This window comes from Halomonas huangheensis, assembly GCF_001431725.1.
GTDB classification, from domain to species: Bacteria; Pseudomonadota; Gammaproteobacteria; order Pseudomonadales; family Halomonadaceae; genus Halomonas; species Halomonas huangheensis.
This window is the reverse complement of sequence record NZ_CP013106.1, coordinates 2,416,829-2,442,064: the sequence shown is the minus strand read 5'-3', so window position 1 is coordinate 2,442,064 and position 25,236 is coordinate 2,416,829. Positions and strand designations below refer to the sequence as shown.

Here is a 25,236-nt window from a genome sequence, read left to right as displayed (position 1 = left end):
TGTAAAAGGCAACAACCGATTGCTCAATATGTATACAAAGTTGTAGAGCAATGGCCATGGTATGATCCGCTGCGGCCCCGCCTTTGCACTTGCCCCGGATGTTGCATGGATCTATCTGCTGAACTGCCCATTGAATCTCGCTTGCCTGCCTTGAGTGACGCGCTGCAACAGCATACTCGCGTGATGCTGGTGGCCGAGCCTGGCGCCGGCAAGACCACTCGCGTGCCGCTGACGTTGCTCGATACGGATTGGTGCCGAGGTGACGATGGCGATGGCCGCTTGTTGTTGCTGGAACCTCGGCGAGTTGCCGCGCGTCTGGCAGCAGGGCATATGGCAGCGCAATTGGGCGAGGACGTCGGTCAACGCATCGGTTATCGCATGCGCGGTGAGAGTCGTGTCAGTGCCGCGACTCGTCTCGAGGTAGTCACTCAAGGTGTGCTGACGCGCATGCTTCAGGATGATCCGATGCTCGAGGGTGTCACCGGGATCATCTTTGACGAATTTCATGAGCGTAGCCTCGAGGCAGACCTGGGCCTGGCGCTGGCATTGGATGTACAGCAGGCACTGCGCGATGACCTGCGTCTGCTGGTGATGTCCGCGACCCTCGATGTGGCAGCACTCAAGGCGGTACTCGGCGAAGCGACGCCATTGATCGAGTGTCCTGGGCGACAGTTTCCGGTAACGACGAGCTATCGGCCCTCGGCGGCCCGCAGCGATGCGGCGGAACATCAGGCCCGTGTGGTTGCCGAGGCGCTGGCGCATGAGGGTGATGTACTGGTGATTCTGCCCGGTGTGGCGGAGATTGAGCGTCTGCAGCGAGTGTTGAACCAGCGTCATCCCGAACTGTCGGTATTGCCATTGCATGGGCGGATGGCGTTGGATGCCCAGCGTCGTGCGCTGTGCCCGCTGGAAGATGGGCGTCGCAAGGTGGTATTGGCTACCGCGATTGCCGAATCCAGTGTCACCGTGGATGGCGTGCGGACCGTGATTGACGTGGGCCAGGAACGCATCCCGGTGTTTCAGCCGCGCACTGGCATGACGCGTCTGGCGACACGGCGGGTCAACCGAGCCAGTGCCGATCAGCGTCGAGGACGTGCCGGGCGCCAGGCCGCAGGTCATTGTTATCGGCTGTGGGCAGAGGAGCAGCCGCTGGTTCCCCACGCCGAAGCGGAAATGCATCAGGCGGATCTGGCGACATTGGCGTTCGAACTGGCGCGTTGGGGTGTTGCCGATCCTGTCAGCCTGCACTGGGTGACACCGCCGCCCGCAGGAGCCTGGTATGTGGCGCGACAGCAACTGCAGAAGCTTGGGTTGCTGGGTCCCGATGGAAGCGTCAGCAGCCTGGGGCGCAAGGCTGGTCGTTGGCCGGTATCACCGGCACTGGCGGTGATGCTGGAGCACGCCGTGGCGCAGGGCGATGGCGCTACCTCTGAGGCCTGTGGCATCGCTGCGTGGTTGGAAGGGCGAAGTGGAGGGACGTCGCGTGATGTGGATAGTTGCCTGAGCGAACTGTGGCAGTCGCGGGAGCGTGCTGGGCAATGGTGGCGTGATACGCGACGCCTGGCGAGGATCGCTGGTGTTGAGCCACGCGCCGGGCATCAGCAGGCATCGGCACGTTTGTTGATGCGCGCGTGGCCCGAACGCATCGCGCAACGAGTTGCTGTAGGGCGCTTTCGCATGGCCAATGGTGGCATGGTCCGTCTGCCGGAAAATCAGTCGCTGGCGCATTCCGAGCTGTTGTTGATAGTCGATACCGACGGCGACCCGCGGGAGGCGATGATTCGTCACGCGGCACGCCTGGAGCTGGCCGATCTCGAGGCCGGCTTTGCCGAGACTCACGACTGGCGTGAGCGTGTCGAATGGTGCGATCAGAGCAAGCGCTTGATCGGTGAGCGGGTACGCGGTCTGGGCGCTGTGGTGCTTGAGCGGCGACCACTCACAGGGCCGCCGAGTGCTGAAGCGCGTCGCGAGGCATTGGTGCAGGCGCTGTTGCGGGAGCCCCGCCTGCCGCTGAATGATGCTGCCGAGGCGTTGCGCACGCGAGTGCAATTGCTGCGCGCGGCACATGATGAAGGTTGGCCAGACTTGTCTGATGAAGCGATGCACGCTGAGCTGGATGAATGGTTGGGCCCGCATCTGGAGAATCTGTCGCGGCTCGATCAAGTGCGTTGCTTGCCATGGACAGATCTATTGCGTCAGCGGATTCCATGGCAATTGTTACCCCGTCTCGATGAGCTGGCGCCTACGCGCATGACATTGCCGAGTGGCGATAGTGCCGCATTGCGCTATGACATCGAATCAACCACCGCGGATCAGGACTCGGCAGAGACTCGAGTCGTACCGGTGTTGGCCGCCAAACTGCAGGCGTTGTTGGGCTGGGTGAAGACACCGCGTATCGTCGACGGCCGTGTTGCGGTGCGTATCGAACTTTTGTCACCGGCACAGCGACCGTTGGCACGCACCATGGATCTGGAGAGTTTCTGGACCAACGTATATCCAGAAGTCCGCAAGGAAATGCGTGGGCGTTACCCACGGCATCCGTGGCCAGAAGATCCGCTTACCGCAACTCCAACCATGCGCACCAATCGTGCGCTGCGTCGGGGCAAGTGAGCGTAATTGCTCGGTTGCGTAGCGGGCCACGCTCCGTTGCCATTGACAGCCATCAAGGCTGGCGCCAACATCGCCGCTTGTTGTTAACGCCCTGTTTTGTCGCCTTGTTCTTGTCGTCAGCTTTGAAACTCTGAATAACGTCGGAAACGTCATGCTTGAAGCACTGCTGAATACCATTGATCGTGATGCTCGACAGCAGAATGATTGGGGGAAGGTCGCCAGCTACATTCCCGAACTTGCCTGCGTCGATCCAGCGCAGTTCGCGATCAGTGTCTGCACGGTGGATGGGCAGGAGTTTCACGCTGGTGATTATCGGACGCCATTCTCGATTCAGAGTGTGTCCAAGGTCTTCGCGCTGGCGCTGGCTTTGGGGCGCCTTGGTGATGGTCTCTGGGAGCGCGTCGGTCGTGAGCCCTCCGGGCGTGCCTTCAACTCCATCGTCCAACTCGAGGTGGAAGAGGGGATTCCGCGTAATCCCTTCATCAACGCCGGGGCGATTGTCACCACCGACGCCGTGCTGGGGCGTCAGGCGCCGCGTGATACCCTCGGCGAAATGCTCAGCTTCATTCGCGAAGCCGCAGAAGATACCAACATCCATATCAATCGCCATGTGGCGCATTCGGAGCAGGCAACCGGAGACCGCAACTACTCCCTTGCCTACTTCCTCAAGTCCTGTGGCAACCTGACCAATGACTGCGATCGTGTGCTGGGCACCTATTTTCATCATTGCGCCATCGAGATGACTTCGGCGCAATTGGCGCGCGCCGCACGTTTCCTGTGTGGCGGATTTGGTCATCAACGACTGATCGGTATCGAGCGTGTACGTTCGATCAATGCACTGATGATGACCTGTGGTCACTATGATGGCTCGGGCGATTTCGCCTACCGGGTCGGCTTCCCTGGCAAGAGTGGCGTTGGTGGCGGCATCATGGCGGTGGTGCCCAATGTGGCTTCGATCGCGGTCTGGTCGCCGGGATTGGATCGCTACGGCAACTCATTGCAGGGCACGTCGGCATTGGCGCGTTTATCGCGCGAAACCGGTTGGTCCGTGTTTACTTGAAGGCCCCATTGATGAATGACCTCACCAGCAAAGGGCCAGCAAGTGTCTGCTCAACAAGTCCATGCCCCTGCGGTAGTGGTCTAACGCTGGACAGTTGCTGCCAACTGATTCATGACGGAGCCGAAGCGCCGACGCCGGAAGCTCTGATGCGCTCGCGCTATACGGCGTTTGCACTGGGACTGGATGACTATCTGCTCAGTAGCTGGCACTCGACAACTCGACCGGCGGAACTGGGCGATGATGATTGCCACTGGCGGCATCTGCAGATTCTTGATCATGGCCTGGCGGAAGACGGCAGCGGGCATGTGTACTTCAAGGCAGTCTTTTGTGAGGGACGTGCCGGACGCATGCGCTGGGGAATGTTGGAAGAGCGTTCACGGTTTCTGCGTGAGGAGGGGCACTGGCGCTATGTGGATGGTCAGCCGCAGGTTTCGCGTCTCAAGCCGGGGCGCAATGACCCCTGCCCCTGTGGTAGCGGACGCAAGCTGAAACAGTGTTGTGGGTAATGACCGGGAGTACGTTGATGAGCAATGACAATTCGCCTGCCGACTCGCGTCTGTTCAGTCCGTCGACGGCACGCAATCGCGAACCGATTCATGGCGTGCTGTCCGGACTCTTGGGGGAAAGCGCCAGGTTGCTGGAATTTGCCAGCGGCAGTGGAGAGCATGCGGTGTACATGGCCGAGCGCCACCCAGACTGGCAGTGGCAACCCAGTGATATCAATGAGGCGGCGATCCAGTCGATAGAGGCCTGGCGCACGCATAGCGGATTGAGCAATATTCTGCCGGCACAACACCGCAATCTATTGGCGGATGATGATGCTCTCCAGCACTCAGCCGAACACTGGAATGCGATGCTGGCCATCAATCTGATTCATATCTCGCCCTGGCAGGTCACCGAGCGACTGATGGGTGTAGCAGGCCAGCAACTGGTCAGTGGTGGCCTGTTGTTTCTGTATGGCCCATATCGTCGAAACGGCAAGCATACGGCGCCGAGCAATGCCGAGTTCGACGCCTGGCTCAAGGCTCGCGACCCCAGTTGGGGGGTACGGGACCTTGAACAGGTGATTGCCGAAGCTGCCGGCAACAACCTGTCACTGCATGGTGTCGAACAGTTGCCGGCCAACAACCTGGCCGTAACGTTCCAGCGCGCCTGAACCACTCCCTCAAACTGACTGGGCCGTCAGCCAGCGGTGATAGTCCTCAAGACCCTCACGGATATCCGGGTAACGAGGCTCGAACCCCAGGTCCTCACGGGCGCGCTGAATATCCAATGGCGCGCCACGCACTACAAAGGGACCTCGTCCCAGTTGCATATCGCTGTCATGGCCGAGCAGTGCCGTCACATTGTCGATGATGCTCTGGTGTGACACCGCAACGCCACAGGAGATGTTGTAGTGGCGATGAGGCACGTTGGGCGTCTCGAACAGTCGCACCACTCCTTGAGCGGTATCCTCGACATGGGTCCAGTCGGTGACCTGATCCTGACCGTTGGCGGCGTGTACCGACTTGAGTCCTTCCAACGGGCCGAACATCGCCTGGTAGACGGCGTGCATATGCGAAGGCTTCTTGCCCGGCCCGTAGACGAAGAACAGCCGTGCCTGGCGAATATCCATATCGAAGGTTTCGCTGTACTGGTCACCGTAGAGCTCGGCCGAGATCTTGGTCGCGCCGTACAGGTCGGTGGCCTTGTAGGGCGTGCTTTCGTGCTGTGGGCCCTCGGCATCGCCATAGACCGCGCCGGAGCTCATGTTGACGACCCGCTTGATGCCCAGCAGACGGCAGGTCTCGTAGACATTCAGGGTGCCCATGGCGTTTATCGACAAATGACGGAACGGCCGAGTCTTGAAGGTTGGCCCGGCGATCACCGAGACGCCGTGAATCACGCCCTCGAGTTCGTCGCGGTAGCGCAGAAAGGTCTCGAACAATGTGTGGGTGTCGAGCACATCCACGGCTTCCAGCACGATGTTGTCGCGGACTTCCTCCAGGTAGTCGAGCCCCATGCGCTCGAAGTGTGCTGCCGCCATGTCGCAGATGATGACTTTCTTTCCCCCACGAGCGAGATGAGTGGCGACCCAGGAGCCGACGTGGCCGAGGCCTCCAGTGATCAGGACTGCCATGAGTGTTCTCCTTGTTGTTGTCGCTTGGTTGTCGTGCTTGATTGCCGTCGCTGAGCCGTTGCCGTCGAACGGCCTCAGCTATGCGCACTCAGCGATGAGAGCGCATCAGTTGAGTAGTAGGTTGGGTAGAAACATGACGATGGATGGCACCATCGCGATGATCAGCAACACCAGGAACAGCGGGATATAGAACGGCAGGGTGGCGCGCACCAGAGATGAAAACGAAATGCTGGTGATTTTCTGCACCGTGAACAGCACGGTTCCCACCGGAGGGGTTATCAGCCCGATCATCAGGGTAAAGATCATCACCACGCCGAAATGCACTGGTTCGATTCCGTACTGCACGACAACGGGTACCAGTAGCGGAGTGAGCAGGAACAGTGCCGGTACCGAGTCGATGAACAGTCCGATCAGCAGGATGAAGGCAATCAGCAACAGCAGCAGCAGAACCGGGTCGCTGACGGTGGCGAGCAGGAAGTCGGCGACCAGCGCGGTGACCTGATAGCGCGCCAGTATCCAGCTGTAGAGGGCGCTACCGGCGATGATCAGCAGAAGCGCTGAGGTGTCGATAGCGGTGTCGCGAAGGATGCCGAAGAATTCGCGGAGGCTGATCGAGCGGTAGACACAGAAGGAAATGACCAGGCAGTAGAGCAGTGCCACTACCGAGGCTTCGGTTGGCGTGAACAACCCCGACAGGATACCGACCAGAATGATCACCGGTGTCAGCATCGGCAACAGGCCGCGAGCCAGGGCGCGGCTGAATTCCGCAAGTGTAGCGCGGGCCCGTGTGGGATAGCCGCGGCGATGAGAGATGAAGGCGACCATCGCCATCAACCCTAGACCCATGAACAGTCCCGGCAGAATCGAGCCAAGAAAGATTGCGGCAATCGAGGCATTGGCCAGGGCGCCGTAGATCACCGCCGGAATACTGGGCGGAATGATCGGACCGATGGTCGATGAGCTGGCGGTGACTGCTGCACTGAAGTCCTCAGGATAGCCGTCGTCCTTCATGGCCTTGATTTCCACCGCACCAAGCCCACCGGCGTCGGCCACTGCTGAGCCGGACATGCCGGCGAACAGCATGCTGGCCAAAACATTGACGTGACCCAAACCACCCTTGAGATGACCAACGGCGCAACGTGCTACATCGAAGACGCGGTCGGAGATACCGGCGGCGTTCATCAAGCGGCCAATCAACAGAAAGGCCGGAATCGCCAGCAAGGTGAAGCTGTTGACACCGTACAGCGTACGCTGAGCGATCATTTCCAGAGGAATCTCGCTGAAGCCGCGGGTATAGCCCAGCACGATTGCCGACGAGGCGATCATGGCAAAGGCCACGGGGACGCCCAGCATCAACAGGACGATCAGCCCCACGAACATGATGACGAAGATATCCATGCTCAATTACTCCCTGGCGGTTGGGTGTCGGGCCGATTGTGGTCTTCAAGGCCGCGTAGCCTGTTGATGATGTCTTCCACCAGTAGCAGGATCATCAAGCCGGCGGCGATCAACTGCATGAGATAGAGATACGAGAAGCTCATGTTGAAGGTGCTGGCAAACACGCCGGCGGTTCGCTCCATCATGTTGAAGGCACCACCCATCATCATTACCAGCACGGCGATGCAGATCAGGTCGGCCAGCAGAGCTGCAATGCGTCGCAAGGAAGGCGACAGCAGATCGGTGACCACGGTGATACGGATATGCTCCTGGTAGCGCAGAGCCAATACCGAGCCGAGGAATATTTCGCTGAGAAACAGGTAACGCGATACCTCGTCAGTCCAGGGAACGGCGATTCCCAGGCTGTATCGGGAGATGACCTGGATGGCCATCACCATCAGCATCAGTCCGAAGGCGGTCACCACCACCAGCGTCAATAGGCGCCAGAAGTAAGCAACCAGGCATGAAAAGGTGGTAGTCATGCAGATCTCCGCTGGCCGTTGCCGATTGTGGGGATGAGTCGAGTTCCGATGCCGGTCGGCTGGAGCCACTGTCCTGCCGACCGACACCGAAGCCGGCTTTTACTTGAGCAGCGACAGCACGTAGTCACGTACTGCAGGGTCATAGCTCTGGGCGACTTCCTCAATGGCCGGGCGTGCGGCGGTACGGAAGGCATCGACATCGGTCTCGATGACTTCCATGCCTTCTGCCTCGAGCTGGGCATAGACTTCCTGCTGGCCCTCCTTCACCGCCTCATCACCCCAGATGGTGGCTTCGTCGATGGCATTGAGCACAATCTCGCGGTGCTCGTCGGACAGTTCCTGATAGAAGTCCTCATTCATCAGCCAATGGAAGAAGGAATAGACGTGTTCGGTGCGGTTGATGTAGTCCTGCACCTCATACAGCTTGCCGGCCTGGATCAGATCCACCGGGTTTTCCTGCATATCGATAACGCCGGTCTGTAGTGAGGTGTAGACCTCGGGCCAGGCAATGGGACTAGGCAGAGCGCCGATTTCTTCCCAGATCGTGACCCAGGGAGCGATTTCCGGAATACGCAGGCGAACTTCGCTGACATCCTGCGGAGTGTGGACGGGTTGCTTTGAGGTCAGGTTGCGCGGATTACGTGCTGACAGTCCCACTAGACGCATGTTGCCGTTGGCAATCAGGCTCTGATTGAGCGCCTCTCCGGTCTCTCCTTCATAGACCTGACGGGCCTGATCGCTGGAGTCATAGACAAAAGGCAGGTCTGCGGCGGCAAATTTCGGTGCGTACAGCGTCATAGGCATCGAGCCACCGAGCGCGATGGAATATTCGCCGTAACTGGCACCTTCAAGGTGGTCGCGTTCACCACCGACTTCTGTACCCAACAGCGTGACGCTGATGTCACCGTTGGTCTGTTCCTCGATAGAGCTCTTCAGACGCTCACCGACCTTGAACATGATGTGAGATGGGTCGACGTGCAGAGCAATGGCCATTTCCTCTGCATGGGTCTGGGCGCTGACACCAAGAGCGAGGAGGCCGGAGAGGGCGAGGGGCGTTAGGGTGCGTGCTTTCATTGTCGTTATCTCCCGATCGCGAGTTGAACTCGGTCCGTTGTTGCGCCGGCTCAGTGCATCAACCTGGACCGGTGTATGGTGGTGTCCACTAATGAAGCAAGGGCTGAGTCCCCGCTTTAGTGCGGATCACCACCGCTAGGTGGAAAAGCTAGCAGGCACTGGATGGTAGCGCTACCATTTTCATGGTAGCGCTACCACTACTTTGGTATTGGGTTACACTGGTCGCACTGTAGCTGGGACCAATATGGCAAAGCACAATACAATCAGAGGCAACAGCGTCCATGGACAACAGATCGACAGGTGGGGAGCCGCGCGGACGCAAGCGCCACCGTGACAAGGGACGCGTGACATTGAGTGATGTAGCGCGAGAGGCGGGGGTCGCACCGATCACCGTATCGCGAGCGCTCAACACGCCACAGCGAGTGTCGAAACAGGTCAAGGCAAGAGTGGATGCCGCAGTGGAGGCGCTGGGCTATGTGCCTAACCTGATTGCTGGTGGGCTGGCATCGGCCGGGACCAGGGTGATACCGGTCATCGTGCCGTCGTTGTCGATTCTGACCTTTATCGAGGTGGTGCACGGTATTCAGCAGACGTTGGAGAGTGCCGGTTATCAGATGCTGCTGGCCTCCACGGATTTCGATCTCGATCGAGAGGCTCAGTTGGTCAATACGGTGCTTGGCTATTCGCCTTCTGGAGTGATTCTCACCGGATTGCGCCATCGGCCAGCAGTGATCGAGCGTCTTCGCGAATGGGGACGTCCGGTAGTTGAGATCATGGAACATGGCGACGACTGTATCGACATGAGCGTCGGCGTGGATGGCCATACTCTGGGGCGTTCCATGGCTGATTATCTGGCGGGAAGGGGTTATCAGCGCATGCTCTTTGCCGGTTCCAACATGGAGCGTGATTATCGGGCACGGCAGCGCTGGCAAGGATTTCGTGATCGGCTGACCGAGTTGGGACTGGAGGCAGGCCTGCTGCTGGAATATGAGCAGCCAGCCTCTTATCGCATTGGGGTCGAGGCACTGGATGCCGCGCTGAAGATGCCCGAACCGCCGGATGCTATCCATTTTTCCAATGATATTCTGGCCACCGGCGCATTGCTGGAAGCGCAGCGCCGGGGTGTGAGAATACCTGAGCAGATTGCTGTCACCGGTTATCTGGGGCTGGAACTCGGCGAGTTTCTCAATCCATCGTTAACCACGCTGTCGGTAGCGCGTATGCAGATGGGTGTTGAGGCTGCGTCGATGCTGTTGGCGCGGCTGGCCGGAGAAACTCCGACACAGTCACGTCGCAACATCGGTTTCAATCTGATTGAAGGAGGCAGCGCCTGAACCTGCTCGGCTCAAGGCATCAAGGCTGGGTTGGCTCGGGTATCTCGCCGGGTTCGCGATAGATGGCCCCTTGAGCCTGGCGCTCCTGTTCGGTGAGGGTCTCGTCTTCGGTGGGAACGCCCCAGACGGTTTCCTTGTGCCCATCATCCCAGGTGTATGTCGTGCAGGCGCTGAGGCTACTTGCGATCAGCAGGGTAGCCATAAGCCGGGGCATGCAGCTGGTGGTCAGCATCAGTATGCACCGGCGAGTCAGGGGTGGGTATGGCATCGAGTATTTCCTGTTGGCGATCATGACGGCGAGAGTGTAGTGCTCGCCGTCATGATGCCGGTGGGTCGTACCCTACGCAACGCCAGCCTTCAGCATCATGTCTCTAGAGGTGGCCGGGGTTGTGCAGGTCACGTTGATCTGCGGGCGGCGGATTCCACTGATACAGCCAGGTCTCGGTCATCGGGTTGCCTTCGGCGTCGCGTAGATAGAGGCGTATATCGATGGGATCCGTGCTGTCATCGGGTGGCACGAGATCAAACATTGCGCGGTAGCCCTGGATGGCCTCCAGTGGTCGCGCTGACGTAATCTCGACCTTGCCTCGGCTGGCCTCGATGACGGCTTCGACTTCGATATCGCTATCTTCTTCCAGCGGGAAGGGGCCGCCGCGGAAATCGACGGCGAAGCGTCGGCTGTAATATTCGCGCTTCTGACCAACCACGCCACCAAGGCCGGTGCGTGTGGCCACACAGCGGGCGAGACCTGGTTGTTTCGGTGGCAGACCGTACCAACTCAGACGCCAGGAATAGAGATACTCTTGTCCTGGCTGTAGCGGATCGGCGGGATTCCAATAAGACACAATATTGTCGAAGGTTTCATCCATCGCCGGGATCTCGACCAGATCCACGCTCCCTTCCCCCCAATCGCCACGTGGTTCGATCCACGCACTGGGGCGCCGGTCATAGAAGACGCCATCATCCTGATAATGGTCGAAATCATGGTCGCGCTGGACCAGGCCAAAGCCCTGAGGAGATATGGTGGAAAAGGCGTTGTAGCGCAGTTGCGGTGGATTGACCAGCGGGCGCCACAGCCACTCGCCATCGCCACTTTGCAGTGAGAGACCATCGGAATCGTGGATTTCCGGGCGCCAATCATAGTTGACCTCATGATCGTTCTCGCCCAGCAGGTACATGCTGGTCAGGGGAGCAATGCCGACCCGATCGATCTGCTTGCGAGGATAGAGCGTGGCATCGATATCCATCACCACGCCTTCGACGTCTCTGGTGATCTCGAAGCGATAAGCGCCAGTGGTGCTGGGAGACTCGAGCAGCGCATGCACGATCACTACAGGTCGATCGTCAGCTTGCTCGAGCCAGAAGCGCGTGAAGACAGGAAACTCTTCCTCGTTATCTGGTGAGGCAGTGTCGATGGCCAGGCCGCGAGCCGACAGACCGTATTGCATGCTTTGGCTCACGGCGCGGAAGTAGCTGGCGCCGAGGAAGGACGCGATATCACGCTGCCAGTCACTCTCGTGATGGAGACGAAATCCGGCGAAGCCCAGGCGTTCGGAAAGCTGTGATTTGTCGAGATCGACATCGTCAAGATCAAACATCGCCGGGTCGTAGGCGATTTCACGTGCTTCACCCTTGTTGACCTGGTAGATCCGCACTGGAGTCGTGAAGGTGCGCCCGAGGTGGAACATCTGGGAGCGGAAGGGGGCATTGCTGTCGCTCCACAGCGCATGGTCAGGGCGATAGCGAATCGCCTGGTAATCATCCCAACTCAGCTCCTTGAGCTGCTCGGGAATCTGACCGCTGTGATCCTGATGGGGCTGTTCGGAGAGGTGACGTGCAAGCCCCTTGAGCCATGCGTAATCGAAGGGTTGCGCTTCGCCGGTAGTGATCACCCGGGAATCCATTGCTGCCAGCAGTGGTGAAACCGGCAGCAGGCAGGCGCCGAGTGCAGTTGCCGATTTAAGGAAATCGCGTCGTTTCATTCTCCATCGTCCTTGTCGGGGGATTCAGACGTTCTTCACTGCGACTGCATGGATTGGCATAGGTTCCATCGCCATAGACGGTGATCATTGTTAGCATGCTAATAATATGCTAATCTGCGCGGTCCTTGTGCGCTCGATGCGCCCAGGCCAGTCAAATTAGTGAACTGAATCAGTAAGTCGAATCATTCCAAGGATGTTCCTGCATGTCCCCTGACCAGCGTTTTGCGCTTCTGGTGCGAACGGCCATCGGGCTGTTCTGTGTGTTGTTTATCTACTTTCTTGTCGCGGATATCTGGATGCCGATGACGCCGGAGGCGCGTGTCATGCGTCCTGTAGTGCGTGTTGCCCCGCAGGTCAGTGGGCCGGTAAGTGATGTGCAGGTCGAGAACAATCAGCAGGTACAGCGCGGTGATCTGTTGTTTCGCATCGATGATGATCCCTTCGTGCTGGCGCGTGACAAGTCTCGTCTCGCACTCGAACAGGCGCGCCAGGACAACGCTAGCCTGGCAGCCAGTCTTGCAGCGGCCAGAGCGCAGAAGGAGGCCGCTCGGGCGAAGGCCGAGGAGCAGCATCGGGAACGGTCGCGTGCTGAGCGCCTGATCGCACAGCACAGCATCTCGCGTCAGCAGTTGGATAGCCTGGTGGCGTCGGATCAGTCGGCTCAAGCCGAACTGCAGGCAGCCGAGGCCCAGGTGGCACAACTGGAAGTCGAGCTGGGCGAAGAGGGGGACGCCAACCTGCGCTTGCGTCAGGCTCGTAACGCATTGGCCCAGGCTGAGCTGGACCTGGAACATACCAGTGTCAGAGCCGAACACACTGCTACGGTCAGCAATCTGCAACTGGAAAACGGCGATTTCATCTCACGCGGCCAGGCGGTACTGGCGATGGTCGTGGACTCGCTTGATCTGGTTGCCGATTTTCGCGAGAAGAGCCTGCGGCAGGTAGCTGCGGGTGACTCAGCACTGGTGGTGTTTGACGGAATTCCCGGTCAGGCCTTCGATGCGCATGTCATATCCCGAGATGCGGGGGTTCAGGATGGGCAGTTGATTGCCGATGGTAATCTCGCTGACATCCCCTCTACGGATCGATGGGTGAGGGATGCTCAGCGTATTCGTATACATCTGTCGCTCGATGAATCGCTGCCCCGGGATCTGCCCAGTGGCGCGCGAGCGACGGTGCAGTTATTGCCCGGTGACAACTTGCTGGCCCATGCCATGGGTGCCTTGCAGGTCCGCCTGATGTCCTGGTTGCATTATGTCTACTGAACCCACTGAGTCTACTGAACCCACTGAGTCTACTGAACCCACTGAGTCTACTGAGCCCACTGATAGCTCTGCATCGTCCATTCAAAGCGGGCCAGGGGGGGCTGAGTCCAAGGGGGCTGCATCGAATAGTGAGCGGGAAACTGGTTCTGCTGAGGAGCAGGCGACTCCAGTGGTGCAGCGTAAATCGAGTGCCCCGACAAGGACTCGCTTGAGCGCCAATGATCTGCGCCAGTGCCTGCGTATCGCGCTTGGCGCCAGTATCGGTTTTCTGATCAGCAAGTTCATGGGCTGGAATTATGGCGTGTTCTTCACGGTATTCCCGATGTTTCTGCTGGGCATGGTGCCGGTAATCAATATGCGGGTCGTGCGCCAGTTTCTGGCCAATGCTTGTTTCAATGTGGTGGAGGTCTCGTTGGTGGTGGGACTGACTCAACATATGCCGGTGGTAATGACTGGCCTGGTGTTGATGCTGTTCCTGTGGCGTTTTTCCTTGATGGCCAGCGGTCCACTGTTCCTGTTCGGTGCCAATGGGGTGTTGACCTTGAGCATCATGCTGCATTTTGCCAGCTACCCGGATCTGGATCTGTTCGACTTGCTTGCCAGCAATACGATGGCTAGTGTGCTGGCGGTACTGATTGCTTGCCTGATGCATGGGCTGCTACCTGATCGCGAACCGCGTCAGCCACCGCAGCCGGTTGTCAAATCACACGAGCTCAGGCGTCATCAGACCTTGATCGGCGCGATTACCGCGACCTTGTCGTTTGTGGTATTTCAGTCATTGGATCTGCGTGATTCTCTGTCGGCGCAGATGGCGACCATTCTGATCCTGTTCTCGCTGGGCTACCACGGTGCGCGGATCTCTGCGCGCAAGCGGGCGATAGGGACACTGCTGGGCTGCAACCTGGCGCTTGCGCTGCAGCTGGTGTTGTTCACTCAGAGTGACCACTTGTTGCTGGTATTGGTGTGCTACTTCGGTGGGCTATTGTTGTTTGCTCGTGAGCATATTCTCGAAGGTGGAGGTTCCGGTGTCGGTTTCGGAGGAATGACCACTTTGGGAATTCTGTTCGGCCAGTATCTAGGCCCTAACCAGGACCTGGTGATTGATGCGCTCTATCGCTTCAGTTCCATGTGCATTGCATTGTTGGCAACGCTGGTGGTCATGGCTGTTCTGCACCGGCTACTCGATCGTTGGCCAGCCGTGTCCAGTCATGGCTAGTCCAGTTCGACACATACGGATCATATTCCCCACGGGTGCTGAGGTGAGTGCTGCTTGAGTGCGCATTGGATGCACAGGATTGTCATCAAGTGTCGCCAGTGGCCCACATGGCAGCGATGGTGGTCATTGTTAGCATCGCTGTAGATACCTTGACCTGGAGCCCCCATGCGCCTGTTTTTCCTTCTGTTGGCTGTGACCGCCATCGCTGCCCTGGCGGGTTGCAGTTACCATCCCGCGCGGATTCATTCCCCGCCCGGCGTCATCGGCCATGGTGAGCATGATCGATATTATCACCGTGACCATGACCGATATCGTGACCGTGATCGATATCATCGCGACTACCGGAGACGGTATGACGATGACCACGATTACCGCCATGATAAGCAGCGTTACTCCCGCAAGCACTGGGGAAACCGTGGCCGTGGTCAAGGAAAGGGGCATGGTCATGGCAGGGGGCACCACTGAGTCCGGTGCCATCAGGCGCACCAGGCTAACGATTCTGGAACGAGCAAGATACCTCGTCATGGTGACGAGCAGTATTTCCTGCAACACGTAGAGGGCAGCAGAGCTACACTTGTCCTGGTTCAATGAGTAATACCTGAAATGGTGGCAGGGAGCTTGCCCGCCTCGCCAGGCAGAAAAAGCGGCGCAAACCCTTGGGGAACCATGATGCCCTGTACGCGATTGGCGTCAGCCACTGCTCATGCCACGTCCCAGGGGACACCCGATGATTCGGTTCGAAAGCTCAGTACTGCTTGGTAGTCTAGCTCTGGCTTCGCTGTTGCCATCAGTGGGGCTGGCGCAACAAGCGCCTTCAGGTAATGCAGGAAACGCGTCGCCAATTCCTGCTGATGGTGGATCCCCTGCCGCTACTGTTGATCCGGGCCAGAGTGAAGAGCAGGCTTCCACTCCGCCGCAGCAGAGCGGTTGGCGCAGCAATTTCTTCGATGAAGTGGATGGGCAGTTGGATATGTCCAACCTGCTGGCCAAAGGCGGCTTCATTCCCATGCCGATCGTGATCACTGAGCCCGCAGTGGACGATGGTCTTGGCCTGGCAGCCTATTTCGTGCAAAACCCTGAGCCCGGTTCCAACCTCCCTCCGACGCGCACCATTCTTGGGGGTGCCGTCACCGGTAATGGCTCCTGGGGCGGTGGCATCATGCGTTCGGGATCATACGCCAATGGTCGCTGGCTTTATGATGTAGCAGCCGCCACCGGGTTGGCGGTTCTCGACTTTCATCCCGGTAATCGGGATATGGCGCTGCGCTACAACAACGACATCGACTATATCGGACTGAAGACGCGTTACCGTTTCGGCGACAGTGGTTTTTCTCTGGGCCCATCGCTGCGTTGGCGGCGCAATGATATCAATCTGGATACCGAGGATCAGTTTCCGCGCATTGAGGAGCTGGCCGAGCGGAAGATCGAGCTGGTCTCTCTGGGGCTGGAAGCTCACTTCGATAATCGTGACAACCCAATGACTCCCACCAACGGTGTCAATGTAGTAGCGGAGTTCCAGCGCTTCGACGACGCCTTCGGCAGCGATGCTGACTTCAATACGGCATCCGTATTCGGTGCCGGGTTCCACTCCTGGGATGCCTGGACGCTCGGTGCGATGGTCGATGCCTTGTTGGCTTCCGATGACGCGCCATTTTTCATGCAACCGGACATCAATATCCGTGGTCTGGCGCGCAATCGTTACACCGGCGATAGGGTGGTATCTTCGGAAATCGAACTCAGACGGCAACTGACATCACGCTGGGCTGCGGTTGGCTTTGGTGGTTACGGCCATACCTTCGGTGGTGATGAGGCCCATGCCAGTACCTGGGGTGGTGGGGTGCGCTATCGCATTGCCCGAAAGCTGGGGCTGGACGTCGGACTCGATTACGCCAGGGGACCGGAAGAAGACGTCTTCTACATCCAGTTTGGTCATGCATGGGGCATGCAGATGGACTAGCGGAGGGTGGCGAGAAGAATGTATCGCCACTGTCTCGTTGCAGCGCCAGGCCTGGTTACAGCATCAAGCGTGTTGGTCGCGTATTATATTGCCCTCTGTCCCGTCATATGGCGTTGCGCAATGCATAATCTGTATATTCCCGTGGTTCTGATTCTGTTCTCCATTGTGGCGTTGTTCGGATATGAGTACTCGGCCGACAGCCGCGTCAATACTGATGCACAGCAGGCCATCAGCGCGGCCCTTGGAACTTCAAGCGAAGTAGCGCTGGTGGAATCGCATGAGGTCAATAGTGGCTATGGGCTGTGCGGCAGCTATCGACTCGCTACCGCGGAAGACGAAGCGGCACCGTTCTTCTACAGCAAGGTTGACGATGACGCTGAACTCGATGCCGAATCACGTCGCTACCGCATGAATTGTGGGGAGTGAGGGGGCGATGCCCAACAGTTATATGGAGGGGCATTGCCGTCTTCCAGTGGTTGCTGCAGGTCATGACAGAAGTGATGGAACCTCTGGTTCTCCCAGAATAGCCACACTGTCCCCCAGTTGTTGCTCGATACTGATCCCGATGGCGAGCAGGCGGGGTTCCTGCATTGGCCTGGCCAGGAGTTGCAGCCCCACCGGCATGTTCGCGGCATCCCGCCCGACTGGCAGAGTGAGGGCGCAGAGTCCCATGAAATTGGCGATCATGGTGTTCTTCAGCGCGGCCATGTTCGCACTGGCATAGGCTCCCTCAGGTTCGAGCTGCATCAACGTCGGTGGGGTAATGGCAACGGTTGGAGTGAGCACCGCGTCTACCTGATAAAGCGAGTCGCAGGCGCTGGCGGACAAGTCCGAGAGAATCCTGCAGCGACGTAGGTATTCCGTGGCAGACATCTGCTCCGCCGCCTCGACACGTGCGGCGACATTGGGATCGAGGTGGTCCAGGGCGTTGGGGAGTTCATGACTGAGGAATGCAGCCAGTTCCGCCGCTGCAAGCCCTCCCTGCAGAAACAATGCCAGTGCGTCATTGGTGTGTGGAATATCGAGAGTCACGATACGCGCTCCGGCTTTCTCCAGTTGGCGGATGGCCTGTTGCACGGCCTCGGCAACGCCAGGGCTGCAATCATCCCAGAAGTAGCGGTCAGGAACTCCCAGAGTGAGCGAGCTGAGGGTGGGTGGTGCTAAAACCCTCTTTCCGAGACCAGTGAGCCCCGGGTCGATGCCATCGAAGGCAAAGGCCAGATCATCGACGCGGCGCGCCAGAAGTCCCGGCGTGTCCAGAGTGCTGGACAGAGGCACGATTCCGGCGGTGGGCCAGCGTCCCGCGGTGGTTTTCAGTCCAGAGACTCCGGTCATGGACGCGGGTACCCTGACTGAGCCTGCGGTATCGGTACCCAATGCCAGACTGGCGGTACCGGTGACTACCGAAACACCTGCACCGGAACTGGACCCTCCGGGAGTGCGATGCTGTCTGGTATCCCACGGGTTTCTCGGTGTTCCCCAGTGCGCGTTGGTGCCGAGTCCACCAAACGCGAACTCGACGGTATGTGTCTTGCCCATGACAATTGGCAACTGTGCCAGCAACTGTCGAACCAGTGGACCTGAAGTTTCCCAGGGTTGGCCGAGACGCCTGGCTGAGCCGGCGAAGGTCTCAAACCCGCTGACCGCATAGATGTCCTTGATGGACACTGCCATTCCCATCAGGGCGCCAGTATCGGTTCCCAAGGCCAACAACTCGTCCACGGCTCGAGCATGTGCCAGGGCCACGTCGCCATTCCAGTCTCTATAGGCATGATCATGCAGGCCTCGAGATTGCCAGGTGGTTGCCGCAGCCTCGGCCAACTGAATGGCACGTAATTCACCGTCACGCAGTTGCTGATACTGCACGCGTAGCGGTAGTGACAAGGGAGAAACGGTCATGGACGGCTCCTGGAGGGTTATTCAGGTGAGTGTCAGCCATGGGGCGAAACCGGCATCGTCATTGCATTATCAACTCGAATGCGGTCTGGGACAGTGCGCGCACTGCCACGGCGGCATCCTGGGCGTCGACGTGTTCGTCCGGGTGGTGGCTGATACCGTTTCGGCAGGCCACGAACAGCATGGCAGAGGGGCATAGGTGAGCGATGTGAATTGCATCATGAAAGGCGCCGGACACCAACTTTGGAGCCTGGGGAGCGTAGTTGGCGATATTGCGCTCCAACCGACTTGCGATGCCTGCGTCGAAGGTAACAGGAGGGATGCGTGACAATACCTGCAAGGTGGTGTCACAACCGTTCCAGCGATGCTGAGCCAGGCGCTGAAACTCCTCGTCGATGGTGGCGAGTACGTCCGCAGTCGGGTGGCGCAGGTCCACGCCGAAGGAGACGCGGTCGGCGATGGTGTTGATCGAATTGGGTGCAACTGCAAACTTACCGATGGTGAAGCGCAGTTGCCCATCCTTCAGGTGATGCTGGTGGATGATGCTGTTCAGTTCAGAAATCAGAGCGTGAGCGGCCATCAGGGCGTCGCAGCGCATGTCCATCGGTGTCGTGCCAGCATGATTGGCAATCCCTGTCAGTTCGAAGTGATACCAGTTCACGCCTTGTATACCGCTGACCGCGCAGACTGGCAGGCCTGAGGCATCCAGAACCGGCCCCTGCTCGATATGGCTCTCAAGGTAGGCGTAGGGAGAGTAGCTCGTGGAGCGGGCGTGTGCCCCAGAGCCTTCCAATGCCGACAGGCACGTGGAGAGGGCATCGCCAAAAGTTACTCCGTTGTGATCGCGTGAAGGCAGAATTTCCGCAAGCTCTCTTTTTCCGGAGAACCACGATGAGCCCGACGTTCCAGGGGTAAAGCGGGCGCCTTCCTCGTTGGTCCAACTGACAACTTCGATAGCGCGCTGATGCGCAGTGCCCTGCTGCTGGAGTGTACGCAGTACTGCCAGTCCGGAGAGCACGCCGAGCGTGCCGTCGTAGATTCCGCCACTGGGTTGGCTGTCGAGATGACTGCCTATCAGTAATGGCGCCAGGTCAGGTTGCAAGCCCTCGCGGCGCAGATAGACGTTCCCGAGAGGGTCGAAGAATGCCTGGCAGCCCAGCTTCTGCCCTTCATTGATCAGCCACAGGCGTGCCTGAATGTCATTGTTGTCCAGGGCGAGTCGCCCCAGTCCTCCTTGGGGCAGGGCGCCAATTCGTGCCTGGTGTTGCAGGTCGAGCCAGAAATGCCGAGTGTCGACCCGGCTACCGAAAGTTGTGTCCTGTTGCATCGGTTCGTTCTCAATAGATCAGTGAAGGCAGCCAGTTACTCAGCCAGGGCACATAGGTGATGATCACCAGTGCTACCAGCATCATGACGATGAAAGGCAAACAGGCGCGAAACACCTGTTGTAGCGACATTCGAGATATCGACATGGCAACGAAGAGGTTGAGACCGACAGGCGGAGTGATCATGCCCACCGAGAAGTTGACAAGGGTGATGACACCGAAATGTACCGGGTCGACGCCGACCTGGGCTGCAATAGGCTGGAGCAGAGGAGAGAGCACAATGATCGCGGAGGCACTGTCGAGAAAGAATCCTGCAATGATCATGACAATATTGAACAATGCCATGACCTGAAGCGGATCATCGGTAAGCGAGAGAACCTGACTGGCCAGCTGGGTTGGGGTGCCGGTGATTGCCAACAGCCAGGAGAAAGCCGAGGCTCCAGCGGTAATCAGTAATAATGTTGCCGACGTCAGTCCCGAGCTGCGCAGCGTGGAAACGAGTTCTGGCCAACGTATGGTGCGATATACGACCATGCCGATGAAAAGGCCGTAGACACAGGCAACTGCAGCCGATTCCGTGGGCGTGAAGACACCGCTGTAGATGCCTCCCAGCAGAATGAACGGTAGACCCAACCCCCAGGCTGCAGCCTTGAGCGCCTGCCCGATCTCTCGCAGCGAAGGAAATGGAGCTCGCTCATAGCCCTTGAATGATGCATAGACCATGCAATAGGCAATCAATAGTGCGGCGATCAGCATGGCCGGAAGCAGCCCTGCGGCAAACAATCTGCCCACCGAAGTGCCGGTCACTGAACCATAGATGATCAGCGCGATACTCGGTGGCACGATGGGGCCGAGGGTGCCGGCGGTGGCGATAAGGCCGATGGCGAACAGCTTGTTGTAACCTGCCGCGACCAGGGCCGGAAACATGATCGAACCAATCGCCACCACCGTGGCTGGGCTGGAGCCTGAAATGGAGCCGAAGAACAGGCATGACAGCACCGTTGCCGCAGCCAGGCCTCCAGGTACCCAACCGACAAGAGCCTTGGCCAGATTGATCAAGCGATCGGAAAGGCCGCCGATACGCATCAGCTCAGCGGCGAGGATGAAGAACGGAATTGCCATCAACGAGAAATTGTTCATTCCGGTGAACATACGCATCGGCACGATGACCGGGCTGGTGGCGCCGAAAAATTCGATAGCGACAAATACTGCCAGCGCCAGGGAGGCGAAGATCGGGAGCCCCAGCAGCAGCACGGCGAAGAAGATGGGCAGGAGTGCCGTGATCATGAGAGTCTCCAGGGGTTACACGAGTTTGTCGGCTTCGGCAGCGAGTTCATCGGCATGGCGCTTGGGTGGGCGGGACCAGACATCCTGAATCACCTTCAGATAGCGGATGATCAGCAATACACCGGAGATTCCAATGGGGAGATAGAACCAGGCCATCGGTAGGCGAAGTGCTGCGGTCAATTGACCGCGCTCCAGGGTTTTGCCGAACAGCTGAAAGCCATAGAGCATCATAAACACTGCGAACACGATGCCGAGTACCGCGGAGATGAAGTGTAACCAACGGTTGATCCGTGGCGGTGCGACTGCATTGAGTACATCGACCGAGATATGGGCGCCATAACGGACGCCCATACTCGCACCGACAAAGCTCATGCAGATGATGGCGTAGATCACGACTTCCTCGGCCCAGAACAGAGAACTGTTGAAGCCGTAGCGATAAACCACCTGAATGGCAGTAATGATGGTCGCAATCGACATGAATGCGACCATCGCGGCCCCTTCCAGGCGATCAATCGCTGCATTGAGCGTTTTGATCATGGGTTCGGGGCCTCTCAGTGTTCGATACCGACTGCGTCATAGACCTTGTTCAGCAGGTCCGGCGTTACGATCTCGGCGTATTCCTTGTGCACCGGCATGCTGGCCGCGATGAAGGCCTCACGATTCTCTGGAGTAATGGCATTGATGGCGATCTCGTCCTCGATATCCTCGAGGATCGCTTTCTCATCTTCCAGGGTCAGGCGGCGCGCCGTATCACGTCCGTTCTCGAAAGCTTCCTGCATGACTTGTTGCAGGTCCTCCGGCAGCGACTCCCAGGCGCCCTTGTTCATCACTGCGGCATAGGCGTGATAGGCGTGGTTGGTCAGTGACAGATAATCCTGTACCTCCTGGAAGCGCATGGTATAGATGTTGGCCAATGGATTTTCCTGACCTTCAACGACCCCTTGTTGCAAGCCGTTGTAGACCTCTGTGAAGGCCATCGCAGTGGCATTGGCACCGTAATTCTCATAAGTGGAAATGATGATCGGTGCCTGCATGGTACGCATGCGAATGGCCTCGAGGTCTTCTGGAGTCTCGATGGCGCGCACATTGTTGGTCATGTGTCGGAAGCCTGCGCCCCAGAAATTGAACGCATGCATGTTGTCATCCTCGAGGGTATCGAGAATCTCGCGGCCCACGTCGCCATCCAGCACCGCTTCAACATCCTCGTAGGAGGAGATCAAGAAGGGGAGGTCCAGCAACTGCATGCGTGGCTCGAAATTGCCCAGAGTCGCTGTTGGTGGGATGCCGATATCCACCAGTCCCATTTGAATCTGCTCGATGATTTCCACATCCCCTCCAACCTGAGCAGCCGGCAGCACGTTGATGCTGATACGTCCATCGGATTTCTCTTCCACTTCCTTCTTGAAGGCGAGGGCTGCCTGGCCATTGGACGTATCTTCAATGAGTACGTGAGCAAAGGAGAAGTTGTAATCGGCGGCCTGTACCTGACCGATTCCCAGTGATGCCGCGGCGATGGCAGTTGCCAGGGATACGCGAGTGAAGATGGTTTTCATTGGAGCACCCTATCTTGTTGGTCATTGTGTGGTTGCTGTTGGAGCAGTGTTTTACCGGGTTGGAGACTCCCGGTGGAGTCATGAGGATGCGACTGAGCGCGTTGCAGTGAGAAAAGCTACGGTGGAATCGAGTTGCTGGGTGATAGATCCTTGAGTCTGGCCGCCAGATCCTGCGGATCGTTTTCGGCGAGCAGTGCTGACAGGACTAGTCGGGCCTTGCGAGCACTCAGGTCCGGCATGGGAATGGCACCAATTCGCTCCAGGCTGGACAGGCTGCCGACAAACTCATAACTCTGCTGTACCGGGCCAGTCAGGCAACTGCTTACGACTACGACAGGAACGCGTCGAGTTTGGGCCTGAGCAAGGGTATCCAGCCATCCGGGAGGAACATGTCCACGCCCCAGGCCTTCGATGACGATGCCCTTGGCCCCACTGTCAATGGAGGCCTGCAGGAGAACTGGGCTGGCATCGAGATAGGCGGTAACGATGTCGACGCGAGGTAGGGCATGAGCCGGCTGCAATGGCTGCGCTGGAGATGTGTACGGTTGACTGAGTATGCGTACGTTGTCTCCATCTACGTAGCCGATCGGGCCGGTTGTGGGTGAGGCAAAGCCATGTAGTTGATAGCTCGACACCTTGCGTGCATGTCGGGCGGCATGGATTGTCTGATTGAATACCACCAGTGCACCAAGCCCTTGTGCGGTTGGGTCGGCTGCTACGCGAACGGCATCGACGATGTTGCAGAACGCATCGGTACCCGGTTGGTGAGGGGCGCGCTGAGAGCCTGTGACTACCACCGGAGTGCCGTGAGGCACACTGAGGTCGAGAAACCAGGCTGTTTCTTCCAGGGTGTCGGTACCGTGAGTAATGACCACGCCTGCAACATCCTCATTTCGAATGAATGCGAGGCAGTGTTGGCGCACTGTCAACAAGTCATCGAGAGTGATGGCGTTGCTGGGTTTCTGCAGTACCGAATGTACCTCCACACGTGACCGAAAACGTTCAGGGACGTTGGCACGAGACAGCAGGTCGGCGCCGGACAGCGCGCCGGAAAGACTGCGGCCAGAAATATCTAGTTCGCTGGCTATGGTTCCACCGGTGGTCATGACAATGATTCTGGAGTCTGACATTCATGGTCCTTATTCTTGTAATCAGACATCTGATGTCTGATGTCCTGTCACATGCTAGGCTCGATTTTGCAGAAGCGCCAGGCGTCCCAGTTGAAACAGCACAACAAGGTCGGCTGGAGAATCGTTATCATGGATAGAGTGGAAGCCTGATTTCCGGCGGCTTTCCAGAGTCTTGACGGCAGTCGAGCAAGACCGGACCATGCCAGTAAAACGCCAGCCAAGGACGTCATCCATGGAGTCATTCGGGAGTTCGATTGACCGTAGTTCCGTTGCCCTTCAACTGCTCGAGCGTATCAAGAGCGCGCTGATCAGCGGCGAGCTTCAGCCAGGTGACTACCTGCCTTCGGAAACAGAGCTGACCCAAAGCCTGGGAATCGGAAAGTCAAGTGTGCGAGAAGCCATCAAGATGCTGCAGGCCATCGGCATTGTCGAAGTGAAGCGCGGGCAGGGCACCATCATTCGCAAGGAACCTGGTGATCCGCTGGTGGACCCCATGGCTTTTGGCATGATCCTCGCTCGTGGCATGACACGGGATGTACTCGAATTCCGCAAGATGTTCGAACCGGCATATACGATTCAGGCCATGGCCAATGCCACGGAAGAAGATCATGAGCATATCCGGGCGGCGATCGATGCCATGGAAGATGCGATCAAGAGCGGAGCGCAGACGTCGAAACACGACGCCGCCTTCCATCGTGCCATTCTCAGCGCCACGCACAACCCCATGACGATTCGTGTAGGGGAGACTCTCATCCAATTGGTAGAGGCAGGACTGGAGACGTCCATGCGGACTCTTCCCAGGATCGCGCTCAAGGATCACAAGGCAATATATGCGGCTTTCTGTGCCGGGGATGAAGAGATGATCAAGGCTACGATCAAAGTCAGTAGCGAGAGTTGGGAAACCACCTTGACCTATGTAGAACAGGAAGACGCTGGATAGCGTCCCAAGGTCGCTCAAGGGGAGGCGGGCGCGGGCTAGTCGACACGCCAGATAGCCGGTAGAAATACCTTCTTACTCATGCTGCAGAATATTGAGCAGCTTGCCGAAGGGATCGTAGACGTAGAAGCGGCGCACTCCCCAGGGTTCACTCACTGGTCCGTACTCGATCGGTACTGCGTGCTTCTCGATTCTGTTCAGCGCTTCATTCAGATCGTCGACCTCAATCGAAAGGTCAGGTACAGCAGTGCCTGAGCCACCCTCCGAGCCGAAACTGATCTGCACCCCCATCTGCTCATCGGAGCCATAGGTCTGGAACCAGCCATGGTCCATGAGCAACTCCAGGCCCAGAATATCTCGGTAGAAGGCAGCCGCCTTGTCGATATCGGCTGTCCGGGTATTGGCCATGATGCGTTTGACCTTCATCTATCACCTCCATCTGCTCGCTTCAGCTAGAGGACCATAGATCTGATACGCCTTTTTCGCCAGCGACTGCGTACGGCTGCACGCTTCATCGGCAGACTCCATTGGCAGACAGTGTCGGGACTACCGCGGTCACAGGATTGACATGA

The 25,236-nt window shown here is 58.3% G+C and carries 24 protein-coding genes; 11 read left to right on the top strand and 13 right to left on the bottom strand.

Going from position 1 to position 25,236, the window contains the following annotated elements; all coding sequences use genetic code 11:
• Nucleotides 1–105 precede the first annotated feature (105 nt).
• From hrpB to AR456_RS10840, 4 genes are all read left to right on the top strand, one after another.
• Nucleotides 106–2,610, top strand: a complete 2,505-nt coding sequence (gene hrpB, locus AR456_RS10855) for an ATP-dependent helicase HrpB (RefSeq protein ID WP_021817369.1) — start codon at nucleotides 106–108, stop codon at nucleotides 2,608–2,610.
• 151 nt (nucleotides 2,611–2,761) lie between these two features.
• Nucleotides 2,762–3,670 (top strand): glutaminase, encoded by a 909-nt coding sequence (locus tag AR456_RS10850; protein ID WP_021817370.1) that lies wholly within the window; start codon nucleotides 2,762–2,764, stop codon nucleotides 3,668–3,670.
• An 11-nt stretch (nucleotides 3,671–3,681) separates the two neighbouring features.
• Nucleotides 3,682–4,176, top strand: coding sequence for a YchJ family protein (locus AR456_RS10845; RefSeq protein WP_051995677.1), 495 nt, complete (start codon nucleotides 3,682–3,684; stop codon nucleotides 4,174–4,176).
• A 17-nt stretch (nucleotides 4,177–4,193) separates the two neighbouring features.
• Complete coding sequence (locus AR456_RS10840; protein WP_021817372.1) at nucleotides 4,194–4,826, top strand: DUF938 domain-containing protein; 633 nt, start codon at nucleotides 4,194–4,196, stop codon at nucleotides 4,824–4,826.
• A gap of 9 nt (nucleotides 4,827–4,835) precedes the next feature.
• Here AR456_RS10840 and AR456_RS10835 read toward each other — a convergent pair whose 3' ends face one another.
• The 4 genes from AR456_RS10835 to AR456_RS10820 all read right to left on the bottom strand — a co-directional run bounded on the left by AR456_RS10835 (nucleotide 4,836) and on the right by AR456_RS10820 (nucleotide 8,782).
• Nucleotides 4,836–5,789 carry an NAD-dependent epimerase/dehydratase family protein gene (locus AR456_RS10835; RefSeq protein WP_021817373.1) on the bottom strand — a complete coding sequence of 318 codons (954 nt, stop codon included), beginning with the start codon at nucleotides 5,787–5,789 and terminating at the stop codon, nucleotides 4,836–4,838.
• Between the two features lie 105 nt (nucleotides 5,790–5,894).
• Nucleotides 5,895–7,187 (bottom strand): TRAP transporter large permease, encoded by a 1,293-nt coding sequence (locus AR456_RS10830; protein WP_021817374.1) that lies wholly within the window; start codon nucleotides 7,185–7,187, stop codon nucleotides 5,895–5,897.
• A 2-nt stretch (nucleotides 7,188–7,189) separates the two neighbouring features.
• Nucleotides 7,190–7,708, bottom strand: coding sequence for a TRAP transporter small permease (locus AR456_RS10825; protein WP_021817375.1), 519 nt, complete (start codon nucleotides 7,706–7,708; stop codon nucleotides 7,190–7,192).
• Nucleotides 7,709–7,807: 99 nt separating this feature from the next.
• Nucleotides 7,808–8,782 (bottom strand): TRAP transporter substrate-binding protein, encoded by a 975-nt coding sequence (locus AR456_RS10820; RefSeq protein ID WP_021817376.1) that lies wholly within the window; start codon nucleotides 8,780–8,782, stop codon nucleotides 7,808–7,810.
• Between the two features lie 281 nt (nucleotides 8,783–9,063).
• Between AR456_RS10820 and AR456_RS10815 the strand changes: the two genes are divergently transcribed.
• Entirely contained in the window at nucleotides 9,064–10,116 is a 1,053-nt protein-coding gene (locus tag AR456_RS10815; protein WP_021817377.1) for a LacI family DNA-binding transcriptional regulator, read from the top strand.
• 19 nt (nucleotides 10,117–10,135) lie between these two features.
• Here AR456_RS10815 and AR456_RS10810 read toward each other — a convergent pair whose 3' ends face one another.
• Together AR456_RS10810 and AR456_RS10805 are read right to left on the bottom strand one after the other, a co-directional pair.
• The gene (locus AR456_RS10810; protein ID WP_021817378.1) at nucleotides 10,136–10,384 is read right to left on the bottom strand and encodes a hypothetical protein; all 249 of its coding nucleotides are present in this window, start codon (nucleotides 10,382–10,384) and stop codon (nucleotides 10,136–10,138) included.
• Nucleotides 10,385–10,487: 103 nt separating this feature from the next.
• Nucleotides 10,488–12,098: an OpgD/OpgG family glucan biosynthesis protein gene (locus AR456_RS10805; protein WP_021817379.1), complete on the bottom strand. Its 1,611-nt coding sequence runs from the start codon at nucleotides 12,096–12,098 to the stop codon at nucleotides 10,488–10,490.
• Between the two features lie 203 nt (nucleotides 12,099–12,301).
• On the opposite strand from AR456_RS10805, the gene AR456_RS10800 reads away from it, so the two are divergent.
• From AR456_RS10800 to AR456_RS10780, 5 genes are all read left to right on the top strand, one after another.
• Entirely contained in the window at nucleotides 12,302–13,363 is a 1,062-nt protein-coding gene (locus AR456_RS10800; RefSeq protein WP_021817380.1) for an HlyD family secretion protein, read from the top strand.
• Between the two features lie 169 nt (nucleotides 13,364–13,532).
• On the top strand, nucleotides 13,533–14,579 hold the full coding sequence (locus AR456_RS10795) for a DUF2955 domain-containing protein (protein ID WP_031206989.1): 1,047 nt from the start codon (nucleotides 13,533–13,535) through the stop codon (nucleotides 14,577–14,579).
• A gap of 277 nt (nucleotides 14,580–14,856) precedes the next feature.
• Nucleotides 14,857–15,135 carry a hypothetical protein gene (locus AR456_RS21285; RefSeq protein ID WP_155829131.1) on the top strand — a complete coding sequence of 93 codons (279 nt, stop codon included), beginning with the start codon at nucleotides 14,857–14,859 and terminating at the stop codon, nucleotides 15,133–15,135.
• Between the two features lie 171 nt (nucleotides 15,136–15,306).
• A complete protein-coding gene (locus tag AR456_RS10785) occupies nucleotides 15,307–16,536 on the top strand; it encodes a BamA/TamA family outer membrane protein (RefSeq protein WP_021817383.1) in 1,230 nt (409 codons plus the stop codon).
• A 120-nt stretch (nucleotides 16,537–16,656) separates the two neighbouring features.
• Nucleotides 16,657–16,962: a hypothetical protein gene (locus tag AR456_RS10780; RefSeq protein ID WP_021817384.1), complete on the top strand. Its 306-nt coding sequence runs from the start codon at nucleotides 16,657–16,659 to the stop codon at nucleotides 16,960–16,962.
• Between the two features lie 60 nt (nucleotides 16,963–17,022).
• Here AR456_RS10780 and AR456_RS10775 read toward each other — a convergent pair whose 3' ends face one another.
• From AR456_RS10775 to AR456_RS10750, 6 genes are all read right to left on the bottom strand, one after another.
• On the bottom strand, nucleotides 17,023–18,435 hold the full coding sequence (locus tag AR456_RS10775; RefSeq protein ID WP_021817385.1) for an amidase: 1,413 nt from the start codon (nucleotides 18,433–18,435) through the stop codon (nucleotides 17,023–17,025).
• 58 nt (nucleotides 18,436–18,493) lie between these two features.
• Nucleotides 18,494–19,759: a M20 family metallo-hydrolase gene (locus AR456_RS10770; protein WP_021817386.1), complete on the bottom strand. Its 1,266-nt coding sequence runs from the start codon at nucleotides 19,757–19,759 to the stop codon at nucleotides 18,494–18,496.
• Nucleotides 19,760–19,769: 10 nt separating this feature from the next.
• Entirely contained in the window at nucleotides 19,770–21,044 is a 1,275-nt protein-coding gene (locus tag AR456_RS10765; protein ID WP_021817387.1) for a TRAP transporter large permease, read from the bottom strand.
• 15 nt (nucleotides 21,045–21,059) lie between these two features.
• A complete protein-coding gene (locus AR456_RS10760) occupies nucleotides 21,060–21,581 on the bottom strand; it encodes a TRAP transporter small permease (protein WP_021817388.1) in 522 nt (173 codons plus the stop codon).
• Between the two features lie 14 nt (nucleotides 21,582–21,595).
• Complete coding sequence (locus AR456_RS10755) at nucleotides 21,596–22,597, bottom strand: TRAP transporter substrate-binding protein (protein WP_021817389.1); 1,002 nt, start codon at nucleotides 22,595–22,597, stop codon at nucleotides 21,596–21,598.
• Nucleotides 22,598–22,713: 116 nt separating this feature from the next.
• Nucleotides 22,714–23,727, bottom strand: a complete 1,014-nt coding sequence (locus tag AR456_RS10750) for an asparaginase (RefSeq protein WP_021817390.1) — start codon at nucleotides 23,725–23,727, stop codon at nucleotides 22,714–22,716.
• A gap of 232 nt (nucleotides 23,728–23,959) precedes the next feature.
• On the opposite strand from AR456_RS10750, the gene AR456_RS10745 reads away from it, so the two are divergent.
• Entirely contained in the window at nucleotides 23,960–24,667 is a 708-nt protein-coding gene (locus tag AR456_RS10745) for a FadR/GntR family transcriptional regulator (protein WP_021817391.1), read from the top strand.
• Between the two features lie 72 nt (nucleotides 24,668–24,739).
• On the opposite strand, the gene AR456_RS10740 is transcribed toward AR456_RS10745, so the two are convergent.
• Nucleotides 24,740–25,090, bottom strand: coding sequence for a VOC family protein (locus AR456_RS10740; protein ID WP_021817392.1), 351 nt, complete (start codon nucleotides 25,088–25,090; stop codon nucleotides 24,740–24,742).
• Nucleotides 25,091–25,236 lie beyond the last annotated feature (146 nt).

Excerpts from the sequence above, each read along its gene's own strand:
- AR456_RS10785 (WP_021817383.1), top strand. The coding sequence starts at position 15,307 with ATGATTCGGTTCGAAAGCTCAGTACTGCTTGGTAGTCTAGCTCTGGCT.
- AR456_RS21285 (WP_155829131.1), top strand. The coding sequence starts at position 14,857 with ATGATCGATATTATCACCGTGACCATGACCGATATCGTGACCGTGATC.
- AR456_RS10845 (WP_051995677.1), top strand. The coding sequence starts at position 3,682 with ATGAATGACCTCACCAGCAAAGGGCCAGCAAGTGTCTGCTCAACAAGT.
- AR456_RS10755 (WP_021817389.1), bottom strand. The coding sequence starts at position 22,597 with ATGAAAACCATCTTCACTCGCGTATCCCTGGCAACTGCCATCGCCGCG.
- AR456_RS10850 (WP_021817370.1), top strand. The coding sequence starts at position 2,762 with ATGCTTGAAGCACTGCTGAATACCATTGATCGTGATGCTCGACAGCAG.
- hrpB (WP_021817369.1), top strand. The coding sequence starts at position 106 with ATGGATCTATCTGCTGAACTGCCCATTGAATCTCGCTTGCCTGCCTTG.
- AR456_RS10815 (WP_021817377.1), top strand. The coding sequence starts at position 9,064 with ATGGACAACAGATCGACAGGTGGGGAGCCGCGCGGACGCAAGCGCCAC.
- AR456_RS10835 (WP_021817373.1), bottom strand. The coding sequence starts at position 5,789 with ATGGCAGTCCTGATCACTGGAGGCCTCGGCCACGTCGGCTCCTGGGTC.
- AR456_RS10740 (WP_021817392.1), bottom strand. The coding sequence starts at position 25,090 with ATGAAGGTCAAACGCATCATGGCCAATACCCGGACAGCCGATATCGAC.
- AR456_RS10770 (WP_021817386.1), bottom strand. The coding sequence starts at position 19,759 with ATGCAACAGGACACAACTTTCGGTAGCCGGGTCGACACTCGGCATTTC.
- AR456_RS10825 (WP_021817375.1), bottom strand. The coding sequence starts at position 7,708 with ATGACTACCACCTTTTCATGCCTGGTTGCTTACTTCTGGCGCCTATTG.
- AR456_RS10805 (WP_021817379.1), bottom strand. The coding sequence starts at position 12,098 with ATGAAACGACGCGATTTCCTTAAATCGGCAACTGCACTCGGCGCCTGC.
- AR456_RS10765 (WP_021817387.1), bottom strand. The coding sequence starts at position 21,044 with ATGATCACGGCACTCCTGCCCATCTTCTTCGCCGTGCTGCTGCTGGGG.
- AR456_RS10810 (WP_021817378.1), bottom strand. The coding sequence starts at position 10,384 with ATGCCATACCCACCCCTGACTCGCCGGTGCATACTGATGCTGACCACC.
- AR456_RS10760 (WP_021817388.1), bottom strand. The coding sequence starts at position 21,581 with ATGATCAAAACGCTCAATGCAGCGATTGATCGCCTGGAAGGGGCCGCG.
- AR456_RS10750 (WP_021817390.1), bottom strand. The coding sequence starts at position 23,727 with ATGTCAGACTCCAGAATCATTGTCATGACCACCGGTGGAACCATAGCC.
- AR456_RS10780 (WP_021817384.1), top strand. The coding sequence starts at position 16,657 with ATGCATAATCTGTATATTCCCGTGGTTCTGATTCTGTTCTCCATTGTG.
- AR456_RS10745 (WP_021817391.1), top strand. The coding sequence starts at position 23,960 with ATGGAGTCATTCGGGAGTTCGATTGACCGTAGTTCCGTTGCCCTTCAA.
- AR456_RS10800 (WP_021817380.1), top strand. The coding sequence starts at position 12,302 with ATGTCCCCTGACCAGCGTTTTGCGCTTCTGGTGCGAACGGCCATCGGG.
- AR456_RS10820 (WP_021817376.1), bottom strand. The coding sequence starts at position 8,782 with ATGAAAGCACGCACCCTAACGCCCCTCGCCCTCTCCGGCCTCCTCGCT.
- AR456_RS10775 (WP_021817385.1), bottom strand. The coding sequence starts at position 18,435 with ATGACCGTTTCTCCCTTGTCACTACCGCTACGCGTGCAGTATCAGCAA.
- AR456_RS10840 (WP_021817372.1), top strand. The coding sequence starts at position 4,194 with ATGAGCAATGACAATTCGCCTGCCGACTCGCGTCTGTTCAGTCCGTCG.
- AR456_RS10830 (WP_021817374.1), bottom strand. The coding sequence starts at position 7,187 with ATGGATATCTTCGTCATCATGTTCGTGGGGCTGATCGTCCTGTTGATG.